20 protein-coding genes, 1 tRNA gene and 1 pseudogene are annotated in these 26,021 nt (G+C 31.1%); 14 read left to right on the top strand and 8 right to left on the bottom strand.

The window, feature by feature from the left end:
- Nucleotides 1-32: 32 nt before the first annotated feature.
- The 3 genes from VLC96_RS15265 to VLC96_RS15255 all read left to right on the top strand — a co-directional run bounded on the left by VLC96_RS15265 (nucleotide 33) and on the right by VLC96_RS15255 (nucleotide 3,011).
- A complete protein-coding gene (locus VLC96_RS15265; RefSeq protein WP_325264275.1) occupies nucleotides 33-971 on the top strand; it encodes a mevalonate kinase family protein in 939 nt (312 codons plus the stop codon).
- A 43-nt stretch (nucleotides 972-1,014) separates the two neighbouring features.
- Complete coding sequence (locus tag VLC96_RS15260) at nucleotides 1,015-1,971, top strand: geranylgeranylglycerol-phosphate geranylgeranyltransferase (RefSeq protein WP_325264273.1); 957 nt, start codon at nucleotides 1,015-1,017, stop codon at nucleotides 1,969-1,971.
- A gap of 131 nt (nucleotides 1,972-2,102) precedes the next feature.
- Nucleotides 2,103-3,011, top strand: a complete 909-nt coding sequence (locus VLC96_RS15255) for a pseudouridine synthase (protein ID WP_325264271.1) — start codon at nucleotides 2,103-2,105, stop codon at nucleotides 3,009-3,011.
- A 145-nt stretch (nucleotides 3,012-3,156) separates the two neighbouring features.
- Here the strand turns inward: VLC96_RS15255 and VLC96_RS15250 are convergent, their stop codons facing one another.
- The 4 genes from VLC96_RS15250 to VLC96_RS15235 all read right to left on the bottom strand — a co-directional run bounded on the left by VLC96_RS15250 (nucleotide 3,157) and on the right by VLC96_RS15235 (nucleotide 7,272).
- On the bottom strand, nucleotides 3,157-3,765 hold the full coding sequence (locus tag VLC96_RS15250; RefSeq protein WP_325264270.1) for a hypothetical protein: 609 nt from the start codon (nucleotides 3,763-3,765) through the stop codon (nucleotides 3,157-3,159).
- Between the two features lie 176 nt (nucleotides 3,766-3,941).
- The gene (locus VLC96_RS15245) at nucleotides 3,942-4,364 is read right to left on the bottom strand and encodes a response regulator (RefSeq protein WP_325264269.1); all 423 of its coding nucleotides are present in this window, start codon (nucleotides 4,362-4,364) and stop codon (nucleotides 3,942-3,944) included.
- Between the two features lie 51 nt (nucleotides 4,365-4,415).
- Nucleotides 4,416-6,827, bottom strand: a complete 2,412-nt coding sequence (locus VLC96_RS15240; RefSeq protein WP_325264267.1) for an MASE1 domain-containing protein — start codon at nucleotides 6,825-6,827, stop codon at nucleotides 4,416-4,418.
- Nucleotides 6,828-7,199: 372 nt separating this feature from the next.
- Nucleotides 7,200-7,272 (bottom strand) — tRNA-Phe (locus VLC96_RS15235).
- Between the two features lie 97 nt (nucleotides 7,273-7,369).
- On the opposite strand from VLC96_RS15235, the gene VLC96_RS15230 reads away from it, so the two are divergent.
- The 7 genes from VLC96_RS15230 to VLC96_RS15200 all read left to right on the top strand — a co-directional run bounded on the left by VLC96_RS15230 (nucleotide 7,370) and on the right by VLC96_RS15200 (nucleotide 14,364).
- Entirely contained in the window at nucleotides 7,370-8,104 is a 735-nt protein-coding gene (locus tag VLC96_RS15230) for a type III pantothenate kinase (protein WP_325264265.1), read from the top strand.
- A complete protein-coding gene (gene bamG, locus VLC96_RS15225; RefSeq protein WP_325264263.1) occupies nucleotides 8,097-9,347 on the top strand; it encodes a BamG family beta-barrel-assembly machinery protein in 1,251 nt (416 codons plus the stop codon). Before VLC96_RS15230 ends, bamG begins: the two co-directional genes overlap by 8 nt.
- Nucleotides 9,348-9,392: 45 nt before the next feature.
- Entirely contained in the window at nucleotides 9,393-9,947 is a 555-nt protein-coding gene (gene lptC, locus VLC96_RS15220) for an LPS export ABC transporter periplasmic protein LptC (protein WP_325264261.1), read from the top strand.
- A gap of 16 nt (nucleotides 9,948-9,963) precedes the next feature.
- Nucleotides 9,964-10,155 carry a hypothetical protein gene (locus tag VLC96_RS15215; RefSeq protein ID WP_325264259.1) on the top strand — a complete coding sequence of 64 codons (192 nt, stop codon included), beginning with the start codon at nucleotides 9,964-9,966 and terminating at the stop codon, nucleotides 10,153-10,155.
- Nucleotides 10,156-10,161: 6 nt separating this feature from the next.
- The gene (locus VLC96_RS15210) at nucleotides 10,162-11,421 is read left to right on the top strand and encodes a hemolysin family protein (protein WP_325264258.1); all 1,260 of its coding nucleotides are present in this window, start codon (nucleotides 10,162-10,164) and stop codon (nucleotides 11,419-11,421) included.
- Between the two features lie 110 nt (nucleotides 11,422-11,531).
- Nucleotides 11,532-13,631 carry a peptidylprolyl isomerase gene (locus VLC96_RS15205; RefSeq protein WP_325264257.1) on the top strand — a complete coding sequence of 700 codons (2,100 nt, stop codon included), beginning with the start codon at nucleotides 11,532-11,534 and terminating at the stop codon, nucleotides 13,629-13,631.
- A 340-nt stretch (nucleotides 13,632-13,971) separates the two neighbouring features.
- Entirely contained in the window at nucleotides 13,972-14,364 is a 393-nt protein-coding gene (locus VLC96_RS15200; protein ID WP_325264255.1) for a hypothetical protein, read from the top strand.
- 31 nt (nucleotides 14,365-14,395) lie between these two features.
- Here the strand turns inward: VLC96_RS15200 and VLC96_RS15195 are convergent, their stop codons facing one another.
- On the bottom strand, nucleotides 14,396-15,307 hold the full coding sequence (locus tag VLC96_RS15195) for a GYDIA family GHMP kinase (protein WP_325264253.1): 912 nt from the start codon (nucleotides 15,305-15,307) through the stop codon (nucleotides 14,396-14,398).
- A 146-nt stretch (nucleotides 15,308-15,453) separates the two neighbouring features.
- Nucleotides 15,454-16,770, bottom strand: a complete 1,317-nt coding sequence (locus VLC96_RS15190; RefSeq protein ID WP_325264251.1) for a hydroxymethylglutaryl-CoA reductase, degradative — start codon at nucleotides 16,768-16,770, stop codon at nucleotides 15,454-15,456.
- A gap of 373 nt (nucleotides 16,771-17,143) precedes the next feature.
- Between VLC96_RS15190 and VLC96_RS15185 the strand changes: the two genes are divergently transcribed.
- The 4 genes from VLC96_RS15185 to VLC96_RS15170 all read left to right on the top strand — a co-directional run bounded on the left by VLC96_RS15185 (nucleotide 17,144) and on the right by VLC96_RS15170 (nucleotide 23,253).
- On the top strand, nucleotides 17,144-19,321 hold the full coding sequence (locus tag VLC96_RS15185; protein ID WP_325264250.1) for a S9 family peptidase: 2,178 nt from the start codon (nucleotides 17,144-17,146) through the stop codon (nucleotides 19,319-19,321).
- A gap of 37 nt (nucleotides 19,322-19,358) precedes the next feature.
- A complete protein-coding gene (locus VLC96_RS15180) occupies nucleotides 19,359-21,047 on the top strand; it encodes a peptide MFS transporter (RefSeq protein ID WP_325264249.1) in 1,689 nt (562 codons plus the stop codon).
- A gap of 88 nt (nucleotides 21,048-21,135) precedes the next feature.
- A complete protein-coding gene (locus tag VLC96_RS15175; protein ID WP_325264247.1) occupies nucleotides 21,136-22,647 on the top strand; it encodes a peptide MFS transporter in 1,512 nt (503 codons plus the stop codon).
- A gap of 78 nt (nucleotides 22,648-22,725) precedes the next feature.
- The gene (locus VLC96_RS15170) at nucleotides 22,726-23,253 is read left to right on the top strand and encodes a thioredoxin family protein (protein WP_325264245.1); all 528 of its coding nucleotides are present in this window, start codon (nucleotides 22,726-22,728) and stop codon (nucleotides 23,251-23,253) included.
- Between the two features lie 127 nt (nucleotides 23,254-23,380).
- On the opposite strand, the gene VLC96_RS15165 is transcribed toward VLC96_RS15170, so the two are convergent.
- Together VLC96_RS15165 and VLC96_RS15160 are read right to left on the bottom strand one after the other, a co-directional pair.
- Nucleotides 23,381-25,423 (bottom strand): ComEC/Rec2 family competence protein, encoded by a 2,043-nt coding sequence (locus VLC96_RS15165; protein WP_325264243.1) that lies wholly within the window; start codon nucleotides 25,421-25,423, stop codon nucleotides 23,381-23,383.
- Between the two features lie 240 nt (nucleotides 25,424-25,663).
- Nucleotides 25,664-26,021 (bottom strand): annotated as a pseudogene (locus tag VLC96_RS15160) (lipid-A-disaccharide synthase); the annotation flags it as partial.

Here is a 26,021-nt window from a genome sequence, read left to right as displayed (position 1 = left end):
TATCAACCCTAGTGGGATAATTTAAAAAAAATATGAAAGGACCTTTATTTTACTCAAAAATATTACTCTTTGGAGAATACGGAATTATTCGTGACTCTAAAGGATTATCGATACCTTATAATTTTTACAATGGAGCTTTAAAAAAAGATGCTAATCCTTCAGCCGAAGCTATAGAATCGAACGGTCATCTGAAACGATTTGTTGCTTACTTGGAGTTTTTACAACAAGATCAGCCTGATTTAGTGACTTTTGATTTGGAAGCATTAAATAATGATGTTCAAACCGGAATGTATTTTGATTCCAGTATTCCACAAGGTTATGGAGTAGGGAGTAGCGGTGCTTTGGTAGCTGCTATTTATGATAAATACGCACATAATAAAATCACTATTTTAGAAAACTTAACACGTGAAAAGTTATTGACTTTGAAAACAATATTTTCACAAATGGAAAGTTTTTTTCATGGGAAAAGCTCAGGACTCGATCCTTTAAACAGCTATTTGAGCATTCCAATTTTAATCAATTCAAAAGACAATATCGAAGCTACCGGAATTCCAACTCAAAGCCTTGATGGTAAAAGAGCTGTGTTTTTATTAGACTCTGGAATTGTTGGCGAAACGGCTCCGATGGTTAATATATTTATGGAAAACCTAAAAGATCAAGGTTTCCGCACTATGTTAAAAAATCAATTTGTAAAATATACCGATGCTTGTGTAGAGAATTTCTTAGGTGGCGATATGAAATCATTATTTGAAAACACCAAGAAATTATCAAAAGTGGTTTTGAATAATTTCAAGCCAATGATTCCAGAACAATTTCATGGTATTTGGCAAGAAGGGCTTGATTCCAATGATTACTATTTGAAATTGTGCGGTTCAGGCGGCGGCGGTTATATTTTAGGATTTACAGAAGATTTGGAAAAAGCAAAAGTTTCGTTAAAAGATTTTAAATTGGAAGTAGTTTATCAGTTTTGATATTATATTTAATAAAATTACTATAAACTTTAAGCCAAATCTCATGTTAAGCAGAAAGCATAAACTAATTGTATTAAAAATTATCAGTTTATTCTCTGTCGTGAGAGGCTACAATATTCCTATTATAGCTTTAGCCCAATACTTATCAGCGATTTTTATCTTAGCTCCCGAACAGAGAGCATTGTCTATTTTGCTGGATTATCGTCTTTTTATTATTGTATTGGCTTCCAGTTGTACCATTGCTTCCGGGTATATAATAAATAGTTTTTATGACAGTAATAAAGACTTGATAAACCGTCCCAATAAATCACAATTAGACAGATTAGTGAGCCAAAAAACGAAACTACAGGTTTATTTTGGGCTTAACTTTTTCTCAGCCTTCATCTGTTTTTTTGTTTCTTACAGAGCTGTTTTGTTCTATTCGGTTTATATCTTTTTGATTTGGTTTTATTCTCATAAAATTAAAAGATATCCACTTATAGGGAACCTGATGGCAGCATTTTTAGCTGTACTTCCTTTTTTCGGAATTCTATTGTATTATTATTCCAAGATCCCTTTCTATGAAATCGAAAACAATAGCGGTAAACATGTTGTTATTCTTGCGCATGGGGCCTTTTTATTTCTATTAATTTTAATCAGAGAAATGATAAAAGATTTAGAAAATTTAAAAGGTGATTTCGCCAATGATTACAAGACCATTCCAATTATTTATGGAGAAAAAAATGCAAAAAAAATAATTACGATCTTGACATTTCTGACCATTATGCCTGTTTACTTTTTAATTAATATTTATGATGTCGGATACATGGATCTTTACTTTTATTGCAGCTTTATAATTTTGATTTTTTTTCTTTTGTATTTATGGAAATGGCAGACGAAAGAGCGATATCTCATGCTTCACAATGTCTTGAAATTCCTTATTGTAGCAGGAGTTTTTTGTATTATTCTTATCAATCCGAGCGTTCTTTGGCACGGAAAAAAAGTATTAATGACAATTTAATAATGCATAAATATCGCTATTGCATTTTAAAACTTCAACAGTCATTAAATTAATCAGTTAACTTTTTCTAATTATCAAAAATCGTTTACCAATGATATAAATAGTATCTTTGTTCCAAATTATAGAATATTATGAACAATAAGGAAGGCAATAATAAAAGAACTGGTGGTAGAGCAGGAAGTTCAAGACCAAGTTCTAATAAGCCAAAACCTGCGATGCAAAAGAGGGCTCAGGGCCCAAAAAAAACAAAAGTAAATGCTAAAGTAGCTGAAGTTGAAGCTAATAAAGTTGTAAAAAAACCAAATCAAGCGGCTAAAAGACCTAAAGCAAAAGATGAAATTCGTTTAAATAAATACATCTCAAATTCAGGTACTTGTTCCAGACGTGATGCCGATATTTATATTCAATCAGGAAATGTAAAAGTAAATGGTGTGCCTGTTACCGAAATGGGTTATATGGTAAAACCTGGAGATGTTGTAAATTTTGATGGAGTTGTATTAACTCCTGAGAAAAAAGTGTACATCTTATTGAATAAACCTAAAAATTTCACGACAGCTCTTGATGAAGGTCAGGAATATCGTAATGTTTTAGAATTAGTAAAAGGTTCGACTACTGCCAAAATTGGACCAATTGGTAGAATGGATAAAAACACTACAGGATTATTGGTTTTTACCAATGACACTGATATGATTCGAAAATTTACATTGCCAAATCAAAAATCGCCTAAAATTTATCAGGTTTCGTTAGATAAAAATTTAAAGTTTGAAGATTTGGAAAAAATCAACAAAGGACTTGTAATTGATGGGCACCGAGTTTCAGTAGATGAAGTAAGTTATATCGATGGTGAGCCAAAAAATGAAATAGGAATTCAATTGAAATCATCTAACATAAAAGTAGTTCGTGCTATTTTTGAACATTTTCAATATAATGTTCTTAGGGTTGACCGTGTTGCTTTTGCTGGTTTGACCAAGAAAAATTTACCACGAGGAAATTGGAGAATGCTTACTGATCAGGAAGTTATCAATTTGAAAAACATGTAGTTTTTTTTAAAATAAAATTTCAAATCCCATTTCAACTTAATTTGAAAGGGATTTTTTTATTTAAAATAGAATCGAAAGATTGTCGCGTAATTGGTTTGAAATTTATTTAATTTAAACCCAATTTGTTGTGAGCAAATGGATTAATTTATAGCTTAAAAATTTTACTTAAAAAATGGGTTTTTGAATTTGTTTTTACCAAAGTGTTGGAATCATAATGAGTTTCTTCGCACTCAAAGTTTGGATAACCTAAAATAATTCTAATGCCCTCTGGAACCGTGTTAAGGATTATTTTTTTCTCTGCATTCAGCTCATCTTGGGTTTTGTTTGCCGTTTGGTTTTCTTTTTTGAAATAAGATAAAATTAGCATTACAGCAAAATTTAAAATAGCATTAGCGGTTTCACTTTTGACACCAACTTCATTCGAAATCATTTCAGAAATACGTCCCTTTTTTATCGAAAAAATTAAATTTAAAGGTATGAACCCTTCATGTTCAAAAGAGTAATTAATTGAGGATAATTTTCCGGCATCATATTCTACAGTTTTGTTGAATTCGCTAAAAGTTATTGAATCAATAATTTTGTCATATAGATCGGAGTTGTTAATAATGCTGTCAAGACCAATAAGTACGGTACAAATGCTCGTGTCAATTGATCTTCGCAATAAGATTTCGTTTTCTTCATATTTTTTACAAAAAACAGAAATTAACGGGGAAGTAATAATACTTCTAAATTGATTAAGTAAAACGGGGGCCATATTTTATCTTTTATCAAATCAATATTTGAATTAACTTAAAATAACCGACTAAGTGCTCGCTTTTTCCGATTATCTGATAAATATATGCAAAAAATATAACAAAAAACAAAAAAAATCATTTTTCTGTATTTGTTCAAAATTACAACTACCTTAAATTTATTGTAAAATTTTTGTTTTTACTCTTTAAAGTATTGATCTAAAATGATTTGTAGGGCTTCTGTGGTGAGTATTTTGCTTTGAAAATCTGTTATTGCAGGAAGTTTTAATGCTCTTTCTTTATCATCTGGATTAAGAGAACTCGTTAACATTATAACTTTTGCATCTCCTTTTTGATCAGGGGTTAATGTGTCAAAGACTTCTGCAAATTCCCATCCATCCATTACAGGCATATTGATGTCAAGAAATATTAGCATAGGTTGTGGAAAAATGCCGTCATTTTTTTCAAATTTACCAGAATTTTTCAAATAGTCTAGCGCTTCTTGGCCATTCAATACAATTTCGATATGATCTGTAATTGCAGCTTTTTTTATGATCATTTTTGTTATAAAGTTTGTTGCCTTATCGTCGTCGATTAGTAAAACAGAATTTATTTTTTTCATTGGTTGGTCTTTTGATGTTGTTATTAAATAACAAAAGCTATTTAATTTTCATTAATTGGTTTTGGGTATAGTAAAATATATGGTAGTGCCTTTACCAAATGATGATTCGGCCCAAATTTCACCCCCATGTAAGGCTACAATTTTTTTACAAATAGCCAGACTTATTCCTATTCCGGAGTATTCTTCTCGATTATTTAAACGTTTAAAGATTATAAATATTTTTTCTATATTATGTTCCTCTATTCCAATTCCATTGTCCTCTATTGCAAATTGCCAGTTATGATCACTTTCTTTTGCACTTATATTTATTTCTAATTGAACATCCTTTTTTCTAAATTCTATTGAATTGGTTAATATATGTTTGAACAATTCGATTAATTCGACAGAATATCCATTTACAATGGGTAGTTCGCCAATAGTAATTTTAGCATTTACTTTTGAAATACTGTCAGATAAAGATAATATTGCGTCATCTACAATTTCCTTACAATTTTCTTTTGAAATTGCTACTTGTTTACCTATTCTTGAATAATCTAATAGCCCTTTAACTAGCTTTTGCATTCTGTCAGATGATTCGTAAATAAAATTTAGATACTGCTTTATATCTGGATTTTGTTCATCAAAAGCGTTGTCTTTTAGGAGGTCAGTAAAATATTTTAAGGTTAGTATAGGTTCATGTAAATCATGTGATGCCACATACACAAATTGCTCTAATTCTTTATTCTGGATTTGTAATTTTTGATTTTGTAATGCAATTTTTTGCTCATTTTCCTTTCGTTCCGTGATGTCTTGTGCAATAGCATCTATATGGTTTGGTAAGCCATTTTTGTCATAAATTAATTTTGCATTCAAAGACACCGTTTTTATTAATCCTGATTTAGTTCTAATTTTTCTTTCGTGATTAATTAATCCAGCGTTCACATTTGTCATATAACTGACTAAATCTTCATCGTTGACATCAAATTCAAGGACACTTCGATGTTGTCCTATTAATTCTTCAGGTGTATATTCCGTGAATTTTTCAACCGAAGGACTCACATTTATATAATTGCCATTGAGATCCATTTGAAAGATAACATCATGACTATTAGTAAAGATATCACGGTATTTTTTTTCGCTTTTTTTTAGGGCCTTTTCAATCTTTAATTTTTCGGTAATGTTTGTCGAAAATATTGTTGCTCCAATAATTTTTTCATTTTTATTGACAATTGGATTAAGTCTTAATTCCCAATAACTACCATTTGATTGGAATCGTTTAATAGTTGTAATACTTTCTCCTAAAAAAACTTTATCCAAAACTGATATAGCGTCATGCAATTCTTTTTTATTAACTAAACATTCGTGCAACGACATACCAACAACAATGTCTATATTGTTCATTTCTTTCATATTAACCTTATGAAGATTATTGAAATTAAGATACTGATATTTTTTGTTTAAAGAATAAATGCTAACATTCTTCGGGCTTTCTAAAATAGACTCAAGTATTGTTTGGTTTTTTTGTAGTCGGTCTTTACTGATTTTATTTAAATTGTATGCTCTTTTTCTTTCAGCTAAAATTGAAGACATGAAAAGACTGCAAATACTAATTACGCTCAAAAATAAATCTAATAACAAAATAGAATTATTTATACTATCTGATTCAAATGGACCAATTCCCATTGCAGTAGCTATGATTGCAAATGACGAAATAAGAATGATAGCAAGTGTTGAGATTCGCATTCCAAAACGATACGCTGACCAAAACAACAATGGAATTATAATATATTTTAAATCATAATATTTAAAAAATATAATTGTACAGAGAAATATAGTAACTAGTACAAAAAATATTAATTCTAATGGTTTAATTGGGTTTTTAATATTATTTTTTGAGTACCATGATAATATAAATGGAGTAATCAAAATAATTCCAATAGCATCTCCAAGCCACCAGGTTTTAAAAGTATACCAAAAATTAGAACTGTTAAATCCTCCAAGTGTAATAGCGCTTGTACCTATTAAAGCAACAATTGTTGAAAAAGAAAAGGAACCAAAAATAAGCAATGCAAAAACATTTTTACCGCTATGGAGCGGATGTCTTCCATTGCAGGCACGATCTACAATATATTTACTAATAATTGAACTAATTACGTAACCAATGGCAATAAAGAATGAGATTAGTACCAGCTTTGGTAAATTTAGGTGTTCTTGATTTAGAATATTTATGTTGTTGAAAATATTAGCTATAAATGCCCCTAAAAAAATCCCTAATAATGCTCTATTTCCTAAAATTAATACAGAAGCTAATGCTAGTCCTGCAGCTGGAAATATTGGGCTAATAGCTATGTAATTTATGGAAAGTAAAGAACTGATTTTAGAAAGAAGTATATACAATAGTGCAATTAGAAGAACTACAGCAGGTGTAGATTTTAAAATTGGAAGATCAGAATAGAAAGAAGTTAATGAATTGCGGGATTTCATTATTTGATTTACTATTTGTATAAAATTTTAACTAACAAGAATTGTACCAGTTTTTGAAAAATAAACCTTTAAACTTTGATATTCAGCATTATAATTTAAATCATCGCTGATAGATAAGTTTACTGGGTATTAATTTAAGAAAAATAAACTTATGTTTTTAAATAAGTTTTATGATTGTGTTAAGATCAAAAATTAATAATTTTTTTAAGCTTTTTAGGGGGAGTTAGTGATTTTTAATGTATTGGTTTTAATAAAAAAACGACTCAACATTAAAAACAACTTAAAAGTTTTAAAATCGTCTATTTTTTATTTGTTTTTTATTTTAAAAACAAAGTTAAAATAAAAGAGGCTGTCTAAAAAGACAGCCTCTTGTGGTACCTCCAGGGATCGAACCAGGGACACATGGATTTTCAGTCCATTGCTCTACCATCTGAGCTAAGGTACCGTGCTAATGCGGGTGCAAATATAGAATCATTTTTAATTTATACAAAACAAATTTTAAAAAAAATGAATTTGTATCTTCGCATTGTTAAATATAAATTATGATTTTAGCCGTTGATGTTGGAAATACTAGAATAAAAGCTGCTGTTTTTGAGGGAAGTACAATGCTGGAGAGTTTTGTTTTTTTGAAAAATGAGTTGAAAATAAATATTCAAAATATTTTAAAAAAATATAAAAAAACAACACATTTGGTCGTTTCTTCGGTATCAGATATAGAGAAACAATCATTTTTAGACTTTGAAAATCATATTAATGTTCATTTTGTTTCGCATGATGATGCGTTCCCATTTGTAAATAAATATAAAACCCCACGGACTTTAGGTGTCGACAGAATGGTTCTTGCAGCAGGAGCTACACTTCAATTTCCAGAGCAGAACCGACTTGTTATCGATGCTGGTACTTGTATAACTTATGATTTTATCGATGCATCTAATGCTTATCTTGGAGGCGCAATTTCGCCGGGTTTAAAATTACGATATGCAGCTTTGCATAATTTTACAGCAAAACTTCCTTTGCTTGATTTGGAGGAACCGGAATATTTTATTGGGAAATCAACTACAGAGTCATTGCATTCTGGTGTAGTTAATGGAATGGTTTATGAAATAGAGGGTTTCATAGAAGAATATAGAAAGGCTTATCCAAATTTTATCATAATTTTAACTGGTGGCGATACAGTTTTTTTGGCTAAACGATTAAAAAATACCATATTTGCCAATTCAAATTTTCTTTTAGAAAGTTTGAATCAAATTTTTCAATATAAAATAGAAAATGATTAAGAAAATTATTGTTATTGCATGTTTCTTTTTTTCACTAATATCTAATGCTCAAAGTGGATCAGCTTCGCCTTATTCTTTTTTTGGATTAGGGGAATCTAAATTTAAAGGAAATCTCGAAAACCGTTCCATGGGAGGACTTAACATTGAGCAAGACAGTCTTCATATAAATATTTTGAATCCTGCTAGTTTCGCAGCATTAAAACTGACAACCTTTACCATTGGCGGGAACTACACGTCTACCAAACTTAAAAGTGATTCTGATACAGGAAATGCACAAAGAACAACTCTTGATTATTTGGCGATTGGTTTGCCTTTAGGGAAAGTTGGTGTTGGATTTGGGTTGATGCCATATACTTCTGTTGGTTATAATATTCAATCAACTAATTCAGAACCGGATGGTGCAAATAATGTTTTAAAAGGTACTGGTGGTTTGAATAAAGCGTTTTTTTCAATTGGATATACGATCGTTCCAAATTTAGTAGTAGGTGCTGATATTCAGTATAATTTTGGGAGAATTAATAATTCAAATTTAGAGTATTTAACCGGCGTTGTGGTTGGAACTGAAGAAAAAAACAAAGCTGATTTAAATGGTATGGCCGCTAATTTTGGTGTAATGTATAAGCATAAAATTAACAAGCAAACCAACTTCTATAGCAGTCTTACTTATACTCCTCAAAGCAAATTATCGACAACAAATACTAAAACTGTTTCAACAGTAAGTTATAGTGAAAATTTTGATGTTAAAGTTGTTGATGCTTTAGATGAAAAAAAGACTATAACACATTTGTCAGTTCCTGATAAAGTATCTGTAGGTTTTGGTGTGGGTAAAACCAGAAAATGGTTGTTAGGAACACAAATGACGTTTCAAAGTGCTGGAGACTTAAATAGTGATTTCAATACTGTAGATAATGTTAGTTATGGTAAACTTTCGAGCTACAGTTTGGGAGGTTTTTATGTTCCTAATTATAATGTGTTTTCAAAATATTTCCAGAAAGTGGTTTATAGAGGAGGTTTAAAATATACCAAAACAGGAACTATTATAAATTCTGAAGAAATTGATGAAAAAGCCCTGACTCTTGGATTTGGAATGCCTATTATTGGCAGTATTTCTAATGTCAATGTAGGTTTAGAGTATGGAATAAGAGGGACAACCTCCAATGGATTGGTTCAGGAAAATTATTTTTCTCTTGCAGTAAGTTTTTCTCTTAACGATAAATGGTTTGGTCATAGAAAAATTGACTAATTTTAAGTCAAATAATTTTAATTTCTATATCATTTAATATTAACTATGAATTTTTTTAATAAAGATATTTCTTTTTTTTTGTCACTTTCTGTCGTAATAAGTGTGCTTTTTGGATGCGAAAGTAATTTTAAAGAAGTTCATAAAAATAATTACTCAGAGTTTGTTCCAAGTGGCGATGCTGATAATGTCAATTTAAAATATACAGACTCAGGTAAGATAAAATCTATCCTGATAAGTCCAAAAATGCTAGATTATGCAAATGTCACTTTTGCCTTTACAGAATTTCCCAAAGGAGTTGATGTGACAATTTATGATAATAAAGGAAAAAGAACTTTTATTAGGTCAAATTATGCCATTTCATACAAACAAACTAATATTATAGATTTGCAGGGTAAAGTGAAAATCACTTCCGAAGATGGACAGGTATTGGAAACAGAACAATTGTTTTTTGATCAAAAAAACCAATGGTTTTATACAGAGAAAAAGTTTAAGCTAACCGATGCCGCCAATACTTCAACAGGTCAGGGAATTGATTTTAGTAAAGACTTTAAAACCATTAATTCGCAGCGCATTCAAGGGGAAATTGAGTCCTCAGAATAATTAAAAACAAATCCCAATGAATTTTTTAAAATACACCTCATATTTATATTTAGCTTTTGGACTTTATTTTTTATACGAAGGCTATACGCAATGGAGTACCAATCAGAATCCGATTTTAAGTTTTGTTATCGCAGGACTTGCTATTTTTATGTTTTTCTTCAGAAGAAAATTTGCTAAAAAATTTGACGATAGAAATAAACAATCTTAATAAAAAATGGAAATAGGTATCATAATATTGTGCTTAATACTATGTGCTTTTTTTTCAGGAATGGAGATCGCTTTCATATCTTCAAATAAAATTTACCTTGAGTTAGAGAAAAAACAAGATAGTTTTGTTTCTAAAATTCTCACCAAACTAACTGAAAAGCCTTCAAAATTTATTGCTGCCATGCTTATAGGTAACAATATAGCATTGGTGGTTTATGGGTTTTTTATGGGCGAATTGCTGATGAGATGGCTGCTGCTTTTAGATTTGCATTTTTCAAATTTTACAAGCCTTTTAATTCAAACTGTAATTTCGACTTTAATCGTTTTAATAACAGCCGAATTTCTGCCCAAAGTTTTTTTTCAGATTTATGCCAATTCGCTCATCAAGTTTTTTGCCATACCGGCTTATATCTTTTATAAATTATTCTATTTTATTTCAACTTTTTTGATTTGGATTTCTGATTTTGTTTTAAAGAAATTTTTTAAAACTGAAGGAGATCAGGTTCAGCTTTATTTTAGTAAAAATGAATTAGGCAATTATATTAGTGAGCAAATGAATTCGGTTGATGACCAGGAAGAGGTAGACTCGGAAATACAAATTTTTCGAAATGCTTTAGATTTTTCCGGAATCAAAGCAAGAGATGTTATGACGCCAAGAACAGAGATTGCAGCAATTGATGTACTGGATTCTGTCGAAGATTTAAAAGCCTTATTTATAGAAACCGGTTATTCTAAAATGGTAATTTACCAAAATTCATTAGATGATATTATTGGATATGTACATTCTTTTGATTTGTTCAAAAAGCCTTCCAACATTAAAGAAATCGTCATTCCGGTAGAGTTTATTCCAGAAACCATTTACGTAAAAGATGCGATGGATTTATTGACGAAAAAAAGAAAAAGTGTTGCGGTAGTATTAGATGAGTATGGAGGTACATCAGGCATCCTAACTATTGAGGATATTGTTGAAGAACTTTTTGGTGAAATTGAGGATGAACATGATTTGGATGAAGAATTAATCGAGAGAGATATGGGTGATAATACGTTTTTATTTTCTGCTCGTTTGGATGTGGAGTATCTAAATCAGACCTATAAATTTGAAATTCCAGAAAGCGATTCTTATGGAACTCTTGGTGGATTCATAGTTGATTTTACTAAGGAAATTCCTCAAAAAGGAGATGAAATTACGATAGAAAATTATCATTTTGTCATAGAAGAAGCGACAAATAAGAAGATTGAATTGGTTAAAATGACTATCAAAAACTAAGTTTGCTTTTTTAATTTAAAAAAAAACAAAAAAAAAACACTAGTTCTATAATTATTAATTAGATAATTGTATTTTCGCAAACAAAATTTTAAAATAAACAATAATATACAATGGCAGTTTTATCAAAAATTAGACAACATTCCGTTATAATGATTGGAGTTATTGCTCTAGCATTATTTTCATTTATCATACAAGACCTTTTTACGAAAGGAAATTTTGGTAAAAGTTCAAAGGATGTTGGTAGCATCAATGGGAAAGATATCGCATTTGAAGACTTTAGAGTTAAAGTAAGCAATGTAGAGAAAAGTGGACAGGGGATTTCTGCAACAGAAGCGTCAAGAAGAGTATGGGAACAAGAAGTGACCATTGCTTTACTTTCTGCTGAATTTGATAAATTAGGACTAAGAGTAGGTGAGAAACATATTTTGGATATTCTTACTGCTGATCCAAATATTGGAAAAAACCCAATGTTTTTAAATGCTGCTGGGATGTTTGATGTGGCAAAATTCAAAGAATTTTTTAAATCAAATCCTGAACAAGCGCAATATTTGAAAGAAAGAGAAAAGGATGCAGAATTGAATGCGAAATTTCAAATTTATAATAGCTTAATTAAAGCAGGTCTTTATACTACTGAAAGTGAAGGTAAATTCAATTATGAGGTAGCATCTAACAAAGTTAATTTTGATTATGTTGCTGGTTTATTCTCTACTATTAAAGATAGTGAAGTAAAAGTTAGTGATTCAGATATTTTGGATTACATGAAAGCAAGTCCAAAAAAATTCAAGTCAGAAGAAACACGTAATATTGAATATGTGTTGATTGAAGATAAAGCTTCTCCTGCCGATATTAATGAAGTGAAGTCTAAACTTACTTCTTTGTTGTCTGGAAGTGTTGTTTACAATCCAGCAACTAAAAAGAATGATACTTTGGCTGGATTCAAAAACACAAAAAACGTTATTGAATTTGTAAATTCAAATTCAGATGTACCTTATGATTCTTCATATGTAGCTAAAAAAGATTTACCAGCTGTTGATGCAGATAAATTATACAACTTAGCTCCAGGTGAAGTTTATGGACCATATGTTTTTGGTAAATACTACTGTATTTCTAAATCATTAGGAAAGAAAGCGGGTGTAAATGCAAAAGCGAGCCATATCCTTATCAGCTGGGAAGGAACTCAAGTTCCTAATAAAAAAGAGAAAAGAACTAAAGAAGAAGCTAAAGCAAAAGCAGAAGCTATTTTGGCTGAAGTTACTGCAAAGCCAGATAGTTTTATGATGTTGGCTTTTACATCTTCAGATGATTCTTCGGCTCAACAAGGCGGTGATTTAGGATATTTTGGACCTAACCAAATGGTGAAACCATTTAATGATTTTGTATTCAATAATGGAATTGGAAAAATTGGTTTGGTTGAAACGGCATATGGATATCACATTATTAAAATTACTGATAAACAAGACGGTGTTCGTTTAGCAACTGTAGCTCAAAAAATTGAAGCTTCTGAAGCTACTTCTGATAAAGTATTTGAGCAAGCAACAAAATTTGAAATGGAAGTTGCTGATAAAGACTTTAATAAAACAGCTAAAGAACTTGGACTTACTGTAGCACCAGCTGTTTCTGTAAAAGCAATGGATGAAAATTTCGGACCTCTTGGGCCACAAAGAACTATCGTAAGATGGGCTTTTGAGAAAGACATTAAAGAAGGAGCTACTAAAAGATTTGAAATAGCAAACGTAGGTCATGTAATTGCGAAAGTTAAGTCAATCGATAATTCAGGATTACTTCCTGTAGAGCAAGTAAGACCGTATGTGGAGACAATCTTAAAAAACAAGAAAAAAGCTGAATTGTTAAAAGCTAAAATGACTGGAAATTCATTAGAAACTATTGCAAAAGCTGTAGGTTCTACAGTTCAAAAAGCTACTGATGTTACTTTAGAAAATCCTGTTTTACCAGGTGGTGTTGGTCAGGAACCAAAAGTTGTTGGAAATGCATTTGCATTAGCTGCTAATAAAATTTCAGCTCCAATCGAAGGTGTGACAGGTGTGTATGTAGTTAAGAACATTAGCACAGTTAAAGCTCCAGCCTTAAAAAGCTATGCTGATAATGTTGCTAAATTAAAAGCACAAAGTGCTTCAGATGCAAGCAGAGTATTACCAGCATTAAAAGAAAATGCGGAAATTAAAGATAATAGAAAAGATTTCAATTACTAAAATTCCTAGTATATTAATTAAAGGCCCGATACTTTAAACTGCAAGTATCGGGCTTTTATTTTGCTTATTAGTCATTCGTCTGTATATAAATGCAGTTCAACTAGTTATATTGTTTTAAGGTTAAATTTCCTTTTTCAATTTAGGTTCGTAGTCCTTTTTTATTTAATTTTATGTATCAAAATTAATTTGTTACATTATTTAATAATTTGTAATATTTGAAAAAATACTGTTAATTTGCCGCTGTTTTCTTATAAGATTTGTAAAACAATATTGCCCAATTAATTTGATATTTAATAATATGTTTAATTTATTTAAAAAGAAGCCTAGAGTTTATTCCAAAATGGAAAGCCATATTTATGGAATAATTACTGAGTTGTTGAAACTTAGCGCTACAGATATTAACTGTGACGAATTAGGTGGTAAATATTATTTAAGTAACGAAGAACAACATTTTAGAGTTACAATATTCAGCAATGATTATGTAATTAGATTGACCAATACGCGTGATTCTGTTGCAGAAAAATACGACAAAGTCTTTGTTGATGATGTTTTGAGAGCAGTAAAAGAAGAAAAGCATCATAGAATGGAACAAGTTTGCGATTCAATCACAACCAGTATTGAAAAAATGGCTGAACGTTTGCATAATACACTTATTGAGTCTAACGACCATGAAAAACATACTATTAAGTTAATGGAAACTGCTAAATATAATGAAGACAAAAAAGCTAATTAAATAGCTTTTTTTGTTTTAGTGGATTTCTAATCTATAAAATCATTTCTTCATACGGAATAACTGTTTCATATCCTTTATTTAGAAAATAAGAACGAGGATTTTTTTTGGAAATAACTAGTACAAAATCTCCACCCCAAGCGCCAAGACTTTTTATGGTTCCATCAAAATCTGGAAATAAAGATTCTTTAACTGTTTTAGTTTCCAGAATACCGCTCAATATTTTTTCGTGATTTTCTAAAACCTCAGTAAAAGTATGTATATCGTCTGATGTTAATATTAATTGTGTAATCTGATTGATGGTTTCTTTCTGCGTTTCTAAATTATTTTTCTTCTCCTTATAAGAAGCTATAGCATTTTTGCTACTTTGTTTTTGGTTGAGATATACAAAATATAGGTCCTTTGAAAAGCTAGGGTTAAATTTTACTTTTTCAACAATGGGTTTGTCCTGTTCCAGATGATATAAAATGGGAGAGTCATTTTGTGCGCAAGCAATGTCATAGCCACTGCCGCCAAAGCTGTTTTTAAGCAGTGTGAAGGCGTCAATTTTGAACCATTGAGCAATGTTGTTTATTAACGTAGACGATGTTCCTAATCCCCATTTTCTTGGAAAAGTCAAATGGGTTTTAACCGTGTAGCCTTCAGAATTTAAAAAAATTTCTGGATTGAGTTGATATGCTGATCTTAAAATCCTGATTAAGGTATTTTTTACTGATTCTTCTTCTACAGAAATTGAGGATGTTATAAATGAAATAGGAATTATTTCATCAAACCAAATATTTCCGTCAGCATCATAACTTGTCCATTTTATTTCTTGATTATTCCCTTTCTCTACAATTAGATTTTGACCAAACTTTGTTGGCAAAGCCAATCCTTTTGCTCCATCAAGAATGAGATATTCTCCTGTTATTAAAAGTTTTCCGTTGCTGTAAAAGGTTGTTTTCATTTTTTAAATAGACTGAAGAAGATGAATTATGACGATAGATTTAAAAACCCTGATTTGTTTTAGCCCCGATAGAAGTGGAAATCCTTTTGTGCCGGAGTTCGGCACAAAAGATTGAAACGTATAGCGGGATTAGCTCCTAAAAAAAATTATTTTCTTAAATTCTCTAAAAAATCAACGACACCGCTATGAGAGACGATATGATGCTTGAAGTGTTTTTTTACTAAATGACGCTCTTCTTCATTAGCTTCAAACTGATTTAGGATATTATTTAAATGCATTTTCATGTGCCCATCTTGAATTCCAGTTGTTGTTAATGAACGCAAAGCGGCAAAATTTTGTGCCAAACCAGCAACTGCAACAATTTGCATTAATTCTGCAGCAGATGGCTTTTCGAGCATTTCTAGTGACAATTTTACTAAAGGATGCAAGGATGTTAATCCTCCAACAGTTCCTAAAGCTAACGGGATTTCGAGCCAAAAACTAAAAATTCCATTTTCTATTTTGGCATGTGAAAGGCTGGAATATTGACCATTTTTGGAAGCGTAGGCATGAATTCCTGCTTCAATTGCTCTAAAATCATTTCCAGTTGCAATGACAACAGCGTCAATTCCGTTCATGATTCCTTTATTGTGTGTTACCGCCCGGAAAGGTTCAATTTCGGCAATTTGGACAGCTTGAATAAATTTGGCTGCAAATTCTTCTGGATCTTCAATATGTTTTTCGGCTAAATCTTCAATTGGACAAGAAACTTCTGCGCGAACAATACAATTGGGAACATAGTTAGAGAGTATGCTCATCACGACTTGAATGTTTTTTTCTTCTTCAGAAAATAATTCAAAATCTAACGCTTCTTCTTTTAATGTTTTAGCAAAAACTTCCAGACAAGAATTTATAAAATTGGCGCCCATGCTGTCTTTGGTTTCAAATGTAGCATGAAGTTGGTGATAATTTGGTAGCAAATCGGTTTTGTCTTTTAGAATAATATCCAAAATTCCGCCACCACGTTTTTGCATGTTTTTGGTTATGCTTTCAGTCGAATCAAATAATTTGGATTTTAATTGCGTAAAAAATGAGGTTAACTTGGATTTATCGCCTTTGTATATAAAATGAACTTGTCCAATTTTTTCGGTATCAATAACTGTAGTTTTAAAACCTCCGCGAGTTGACCAAAATTTGGCAGCCTTTGAAGCTGCAGCAACTACAGAACTTTCTTCGATAGCCATTGGGATTGTGGTATATTTTCCATTAATTAAAAAATTTGGAGCCACACCCAACGGAATATAAAAATTCGAAATGGTATTTTCTATGAATTCATCATGCAGTTTTTGAATTTTTTCATCGATATTCCAATAATTTTTGAGTAATGCAACAGCTTCATTTGGAGTTGAAAAGTAGTTATTGGCAATCCAGTCTATTTTTTCTTCTTTGGATAATTTAGAAAATCCAGCAACTGATTTATTCATAGTGATATATTATTTCTTGATGAAACAAAGATACACATTCTTGAATATTTTATTTTTTGGAATTAGTTATTCGAAATTTTTGGACTAAAATTATGAAACTTAGACGTTTTATTTTTACAATATAAATTATATCTTATTAATTTTAGTTAAATATTGTTTTTCACCGATAAAAAATGTATTAAATTCAGTGAAGATTTTTTTATAAATTTTTAAAAACAACCTATTCAATAAGAACATTGTTCATTTTAAGAGTAAACGTTGAAAATCATTTAAGTAGATTGTTAAAATTGTTTTTTTTATAACATTTAACAGGGTAATAGTGTTTTAATTGTAAAATTTTGATTAAAATTGTCATTTTTATAACTTAACCATTATGAATTTGAATAAGATTACTACGCTGCTTCTCTTTTTCTGTGTGACCGTATTTGGACAACAAAAAATTACTGTTGATGAGATTTTTACAGGTGTTTATCGCCCTCAAGTAATGGATGAATTACAATCATTACAAAATACAAATCAATATACTGTTTTAAATCTTGATCGAACAACTAGAAGTATGCAAATTGATCTTTATGATTTTGCGACTTTAAAAAAAGAATCAAACTTAATTGATACTAAAAATTTTAAGGAACTAGCTAGTGGAATTGATAGTTATACTTTTGATGCTTCAGAAAAAAAGATATTAATTGCCTGTAATACCGTTAAAATTTTTCGTCATTCATTTATCGCAGATTATTTTTTATATGATCTAACGACTAAAACTTTGACGAAGCTTTTCGATTTTCAAGTACAAGAGCCTACATTTTCTCCTGATGGAACCAAAATTGCATACGCCAGAGAAAACAACTTATATGTTTATGATGTGGCTACAAAGAAGGCGACAGCAATTACTACAGATGGAAAAAAGAATGCTATCATAAATGGTATTACTGATTGGGTTTATGAAGAAGAATTTGCATTTGTTAGAGCGTTTGACTGGAGTGCTGACAGCAAAAAAGTAGCTTATATTCGTTTTGATGAAAGTCAAGTTCCTGAATTTTCAATGTCTATTTTCGAAAAAAGTTTATATCCAACAATCGAAACATTCAAATATCCTAAAGCAGGCGAGAAAAATTCAACGGTTACATTGCATATTTTTGATGTAAATGCAAATGCTACTAAAAATATTAATTTAGGAAATTATTCAGATTTTTATATTCCAAGAATAGAATGGACTAAAGATGCCAATGTGTTATCTGCAAAGGTTTTGAATCGTCATCAAGATAATCTGGATTTGCTTTTTGTTGATGGAACTACAGGTGCAACTAAAGTAATATTGAATGAAAAAGATAAGGCATATATCGATTTTGTAGACACAGATAATCTTACATTCTTAAAAGACAATAGCTTTATTTGGACAAGCGAGAAAGATGGTTTCAATCATATTTATGTGTATGATAAAACGGGAAAACTTAAAAGTCAAGTTACAAAAGGAAATTGGGAAGTTACTTCATACTATGGTTTTGATGAAAAAACAAAGACCATTTTTTATCAATCTACAGAAAATGGTTCTATCAATAGAGACGTGTATCGAATTGGATTAGACGGAAAAAACAAAGTGCAGCTGACCAAAAATATTGGTACTAATGCAGCAACTTTTAGCCCTAATTTTCAATTTTTCATCAATACTTTCTCAAGTATTAATCAGCCTACAATGTATACTTTGAATGAATCTAAAACAGGGAAAGAAATCAAAGTTATTGAAAACAATCAAGCACTTGCTTCTAAATTAGCTGCTTATAATTTACCATCTAAAGAGTTTTTCGTTCTAAAAACAGCAAAAGGAAACGAATTGAATGCATGGATTATGAAGCCAAAAGATTTTGATCCTTCAAAAAAATATCCGGTTTTCATGATTCAATATTCTGGTCCAGGTTCACAACAGGTTGCAAACTCATGGGCAAGCTCTAATGATTACTGGTTTATGATGTTAGCACAACAAGGTTATATTGTTGCTTGTGTTGATGGTAGAGGTACTGGTTATAAAGGTGCTGATTTTAAGAAAGTAACACAATTGCAGTTAGGGAAATACGAAGTAGAAGACCAAATTGACGCTGCCAAAGTGATTGGGAATTATCCTTATGTGGATAAATCAAGAATTGGAATTTGGGGATGGAGTTATGGAGGTTTTATGGCATCCAACTGTATTTTCCAGGGAGCCGATGTTTTTAAAATGGCGATCGCAGTAGCACCGGTAACCAACTGGCGTTTTTATGATAGTATTTACACAGAACGTTATATGCAAACTCCTCAGGAAAATGCTAACGGATACGATCAAAATTCACCAATAAATCATGTTAGTAAATTAAAAGGCAAGTTTTTATTAATTCATGGATCTGCTGATGATAATGTACATGTCCAAAATACCATGCAAATGATGGAAGCCTTGATTCAAGCCAATAAACAATTTGATTCTCAAATTTACCCTGATAAAAATCACGGTATTTTTGGAGGCAGAACAAGGATTCAACTGTACAATAAAATGACTAACTTTATAAAGGAAAATTTATAATACCAATCACAAATACCAAAAACAAATATCAAAAAACATGACAGAAACTCAAACTAAAACATCGCATCCAAAAGGACTTTGGGTGTTATTTGGAACCGAAATGTGGGAGCGTTTCAACTTTTATGGAATGCGAACCTTATTGACTCTATTTTTGGTAAATTCTTTATTGATGAAAGAAGAAGATGCTTCTTTAATTTATGGAGGTTTCTTAGGGCTTTGTTATTTGACTCCAATGTTAGGAGGATTTATTGCAGACCGTTTCTTCGGAAATAGGAATTGCATCATGTTAGGTGGATTAATGATGGCTATAGGGCAATTGTTATTATTTACTAGTGCAAGCGTTTTTGGTGAAAATATTGGTTTGGCTACAACTATAATGTATGCTGGCTTGGGAGTTATCATTTTTGGTAATGGATTCTTCAAGCCAAATATTTCTAGTATGGTGGGGAGTTTGTATCCAAAACAAGAAAAAAGCAAACTGGATACAGCGTTTACTATTTTTTATATGGGAATCAATATCGGTGCTTTTTTAGGCCAATTTATTTGTCCATTAGTAGGAGATGTAAAAACAGATGGAATCAGAGATATTCATGCTTTTAAATGGGGATTCCTTGCTGCAGGGATTGCAATGATCATTGGAACAGTGTTGTTTTATTTCTTGAAAGATAAATATGTTATTAGTCCAGAAGGAAAACCATTAGGAGGATTACCTTCTAAAAATGAATCATCTGACTATGAAGAGGGAGAAGCTCAAAGCGCAGTGTTTTCTCGTAAATCGTTAATAGTTTCATTGATTGCTTTTGTTGGATTGTTCCTGTTATTTCATTATTCAGTAGATGGGACAAACGTCGTTAAAACCATTATTTACCCAATTATTTATGCTTGTGGTATTACTTTGGCAGGTTTAATTTTATCTGATAGTTCATTAACCAAAGTTGAGAAAGATAGAATTTGGGTTATTTATATTATTTCGTTTTTTATCATTTTCTTTTGGGCGGCATTCGAACAAGCTGGGTCTTCGTTGACATTTATTGCCGATAATCAAACAGATAGGAATTTCTTTGGATGGCAAATGCCAGCTTCAATGGTTCAAATTTTCAACGGAATGTTTGTGGTTGCATTAGCAGTTCCATTCAGTATGCTTTGGGATAAATTAAGAGCAGCAGACAAAGAGCCTATTTCTCCAGTAAAATTAGCTTTAGGATTATTAGTTATAGCTGTAAGTTTCTTTATGATTGCTTACCAGGTTAAAGATCTTGGAAATTCAGGATTGCTTGCTGTAAAATGGTTGATCTTATTGTATTTATTGAACACTTGTGCTGAGTTATGCTTGTCTCCAATTGGTTTATCATTGGTTGGGAAATTATCTCCAAAACGTTTTTCTTCTTTATTATATGGCGTTTTCTTCTTGTCAAATGCTTCAGGTTATGCTTTGGCGGGAACGTTGGGAGCAATATTACCAGCTACAGGAGATAAATTTGCAAAAGCAAAAGAATTAGGAATTGACCTTCAAGCTGTATTAGATAAAAAAATAACTCTTACTGCTGATCAAGCACAATTATTAGATCATAACCAAATTATGGATCACAATCCGATTTTTGCTGGTTTTGAAATTCATAATTTATTTGAATTCTTTATGGTTTTTGTTTCTTTGACAGGGCTAGCCGCAATATTATTATTTGTTTTAACTCCGTTCTTGAAAAAAATGATGCACGGTGTTAGATAATTTAATAAAATAAAAATATTACTTAAAACATCATCTTTTTGACAATTCAAGAAGATGATGTTTTTTATTTACTTCAAATATTGAAATAATGGAACAAAATTTAAGTCTAGAACAGATACAAAATTTCAAAGGAAAATATCCGAAACAATTGTGGTATTTGTTTTTTAGTGAAATGTGGGAACGCTTCTGTTTCTACGGAATGAGAGGGATGTTAGTTGTATTCATGGTGGGTCAATTAGGAATGAATGACCGAATAGCCAATTTGCAATATGGCGCAACACAAGCTTGGGTATATGCCTTTACATTTATTGGTGGCTTGTTTGCAGACAAGATTTTGGGACTTAGAAAATCACTGTTTTGGGGAGGAATTTTGATGATCATTGGGAGTGTTATTCTTTCTATTGACCCTAAAAATTTCTTTTTTATTGGTATTGGTTTTACTATTGTTGGGACTGGTTTTTTCAAGCCTAATATTTCATCTATGGTTGGACAATTGTATCAGGATGGCGACCCAAGGAGAGACGCTGGTTTTTCATTCTTTTATATGGGTGTAAATCTGGGAGCTCTAATTGGAGGGTATATTTGTATTGCAGTTGCCGAAGGTTCAATGTGGCAGTCAATGGTTCCTGAGCATTTGCGTTGGAATGTTGGTTTCGGGTTTGCAGCAATTGTAATGATTATAAGTCTTTTGACATTTACTCAGACTCAAAAAGCATTAGGTCCAATCGGGCTTTCACCATTAGCTGAAGTTGACAGTTCCAAAAAGAAAAAATTTGAAATATTGACGTATGTCGGGTCATTGTTAATTATTCCAGTTATCATCATAATGGTTGCCAATACGGTTTACACAGATTATTTTATGATTTTTATCGGTCCGGCATCTATTTTATATTTGTTATATGAAATGAAAAACTTTTCAAAAGTTGAAAATAAAAAATTATTTGCAGCTTTAATTTTTATCATTTTCTCAATTTTCTTTTGGGCATTTTTCGAACAAAGTGGCGGCTCTCTAAGTCTTTTTGCAGTAAATAATTTGAACAACACAATTCTAGGTGTAGAATTAAGCCCGAATGGTGTAAATAATTCTGCTAATTCTTTCTTCGTAATTGGTTTTGCCGCTTTAGTTGGTTTGGTTTGGTTGTGGATGGCTAAAAGAAAAATTGAACCAAATACAGTAATTAAATTTGGATTGGCATTTTTGTTCCTTGCTGCTGGTTTTTGGATATTTTATTATACAAAATTCTTTGCAGGGTCAGATGGAAAAACTTCATTAGGATTGTTTACTTTCGGTTGGTTCATTATTACTTTTGGTGAACTTTGTTTGTCACCAATCGGGATGTCAGCAATGACCAAATTATCTCCTTTAAAAACACAAGCTGTAATTATGGGAATGTGGTTTTTGGCTAGTGCCTACGGTCAATATTTTGCTGGAATATTGGGTGCTAATATTGCTGAAGCTTCAGAAAATGCTTCAAATATTGAAAAATTAAATGTGTATGCTGAAGGCTACAAACAACTAGGAATTTATGCTTTGATTGCTGGAGTCATTTTAATACTAATTTCTCCTTTGGTGAAAAAATTAATGCAAGAAGTCAAGTAATCAATTAGTTTTGGTACTTTTTTTGTATAAATTTGTCAAAATAAATACATTTAGAAATAAAAAATAACCCTACAATAAATGAAAAAAACAGTTTTAATCGCATTGTTCTTTATTGGGATAAATGTTTCTCAAGCACAAGAACTAAAATGGTACACTAATGTAAAAGAAGCAATTACAGTTTCTAATAAAGAGAAAAAACCGATGTTGCTGTTTTTTACTGGAAGTGATTGGTGCGGATGGTGTATCCGTTTGCAAAATGAAGTATTAAAAACTCCTGAGTTTAGCAAATGGGCAAAAGAAAGTGTTGTTCTTGTTGAGTTGGATTATCCAAGAAGAACTGCTCAATCGGATGAAATAAAACAACAAAATAACGAATTGCAACAAGTTTTCGGAATACAAGGTTTTCCAACAATTTATTTTGCAAATGCAAAAGTCAATAAAGAGGGAAAAGTAAACTTTGAAGGCTTGGGAAGTACGGGTTATGTTGCTGGTGGCCCTTCAGCCTGGATTGCTACAGCTGACGCTTTTGTAAAGAAACCAGTTGTAAGCGCAGAGCCAAAAGCCAAAACAGAGTCAAAAGCAAAGGCAAAGTCTAAAAAAGCATAAGTTTAGTGATTAGTAATTAGTTCCTAGTCCTTAGTTTTTGGAAATTTTAAAAAAATTTTGATTCGATTAAATTATTATTAAAAGATTTGAACTTAAATACTAAGTAACAAAATACTAAAAGCACTAATTACTTAGGACTTACCGCACAGAATCCCTTTTCATTTGTTGAATGAAAAGGGATTTTTTGTTTCATACAAGTTGTTGCCCAAATTTGTTGAATTGATTTATAATTAGATGCATCAGCAATAATAATTTTAGGATTTGTTGTTTGTAATAATCGTTCAAGATTAAGTTTTGGTGATTGTGTCAGTAGTATAATATCTGGATGAATATTATTAGGATAGACTTTTGAACTATCGATTAAAAGAATTTTATTTCCTTTAAAATAAATGAGATTCTTCAATTTATATTGATGTTGTAACGTGCTGAAATTTGCCGTAAGATAAGAGGGTACTATTGAATTGTTCTTAGTGCTTTTCGAAATACTGTCATTCGAATAAAGTGTTGCCTCGGTTCCATTTCTTTCAATAAGTTGAGTGTTCTTGGTGGTATTCAAAACAATAAATTCAGTTTGATTTTGAACTTGCCATTTGGTCGCAATACACGAAATTTGAAAGATTATAATGGCGGTCAAAATTCCATAAACATATTTGATTTTTCGCTGTTCAAAAGCGAGGACTGATGCGATAATGATTAAATAACAGCTTATTAAGAGAGGTGTGTTTAGTGGAATTTCTTTGATGATAAATTGTTCCAATGAAGCGATATAACCAATTATTTTGTCTAAGAAAAAAATGCAGATTTCTAATATTTTTGCCGGATAAAATGGAGTCCAATTAAAAGCAGCTAGTACCATTACAAAAGTTCCCAGACTCATAATAATGGCTAAAAATGGAATTACAACCAGATTGGTCACAAAAAATAGTCCAGGAAATTGATGAAAATAATAGATGCTCAATGGTAATGTTCCGATTTGGGCAGCAAATGAAACGGTCAATATCTCCCAAAAGTAATTTAGGATTTTGTTTTTTGGTTTCCAGATATTGGCAAATAAAGGTTGTAACCAAACTATAAAAAACAACGCGGCATAACTCAATTGAAAACCTACATCGAATAAAAACGAAGGTTCAAATAATAAAATCAATAAAATAGAAATCAGTAAAGTGTGGAAAATGTTAGTGTTTCTTCTTAAGTATTGTCCGATAGCTACAAATGAAAACATTACTACCGATCTTACAACTGATGGTGCTAATCCAGCTAAAACGCCAAAAAGAAACAATGACATTATCGTAATTAATAATTTGATAAAAGAACCTCTTTTTGTATTTGGAAACGGTTTTAAGAGAAAAGTAACAAAGAAAAGTATAAAGCCAATGTGTAATCCAGAAACCGATAAAATATGTACCGCTCCAGCATATTGATAATCCTGAGTAATTTCGGGATCAATATCTTGTTGTTGTCCCATGATCAACGCCACAGCAACGTTCAGTTCTTCCCTACTGAACTTAGCTTTTTCTAAATTCTGAATAATTCGGGTTCTCAATGCAGCTGTATAATACCAAATATCTTTATTAATTTCTGAATTGATTTGTATCTCTTTTGGGTCAGCATAGAGTTGGGCATATATTTGTTTATTTTCTAAATATTTAGAATAATCAAATTGATTTGGATTTTTTTGTGGACTGTTTTTATTTAAAAGCCCATTGATTTTTAATTTATTGCCAATAATCAGATTGTTTTTAGAGCTGTCTTTGTGAATGTTTAGGAGAATTCTGCCAGAGATTTTTTTTCCATCAATGGAAGTGAGTAGAGCAATATAACGTTCGTTAAAAGTGTTAGCCTTTAATTTTTCTCTTAAAGTAAGTATGAATGTATGATTCTTGTCAAAGATGTTTTTGTAATGGGTGTAGTTGTTTTGTCGATTGGAATCGGTGTGTACAGTTTGTGTTGTTGCTCCAATCGAAAAGGCTAGGAGGTAGGCAGCGATTACAAAGAGGAAAGATGATTTTGAATTTGTTTTTAATGAATAATAAACTATAATAAAAAGTAAAGTATTAATTGCAAGAATGCCAAATGTAACTGGAGCAATGGGCCTTAGAAAATAGGAAAACAGTATTCCTAGAATAAAAATTAGTGTAACTTTTGTTAATGGAAATTGAAGCGTTTTCATAATAGAAGCTGTTATTTTGAAATTCAAATGATTTCAGAGCTTCTAAAATACAATTATTTTGTAAGAAATAAGTTGTTTTTTTAGTATAGATTTTTAGTTTTTCCGCGTGAGGGATAGGAACTAGCTACCGAAGTAGCGTGGATAGCCCGACCGCAACTAGAAAAAGGGCCTATATTCATGCAGTATATATAGCCCTTTTTCTAGTTGTGGTCACGCCCAAATGATTATAATTATGGAAAATTATTTTATAGAAGAAACAATTAATTGCGCTGTTTTTTTACTTGCACCAATTCCACCAAGTTTTTCTTCTAGTAAATCATAGTTTTCAAGTAAAGTTTTACGATAATTTCGTTCCAATATTTTGGTTAATTCTTCTCGTATGCGTTTGGTGGAGCATTCATCTTGAATTAATTCGGTTACAACCTCTTGATCCATGATTAAGTTAACGAGCGAAATGTATTTTAAAGTAATAATTCGCTTCGCAATTTGATACGAAGCCCAGCTACCTTTATAGCAAACAACTTCCGGAACTTTGAAAAGTGCAGTCTCCAGAGTTGCTGTTCCTGATGTTACTAATGCAGCAGTGGAATTTCGCAAT

The organism is Flavobacterium sp. (assembly GCF_035456085.1).
Lineage (GTDB): Bacteria > Bacteroidota > Bacteroidia > Flavobacteriales > Flavobacteriaceae > Flavobacterium.
This window is presented reverse-complemented; position numbering and strand designations above follow the sequence as displayed.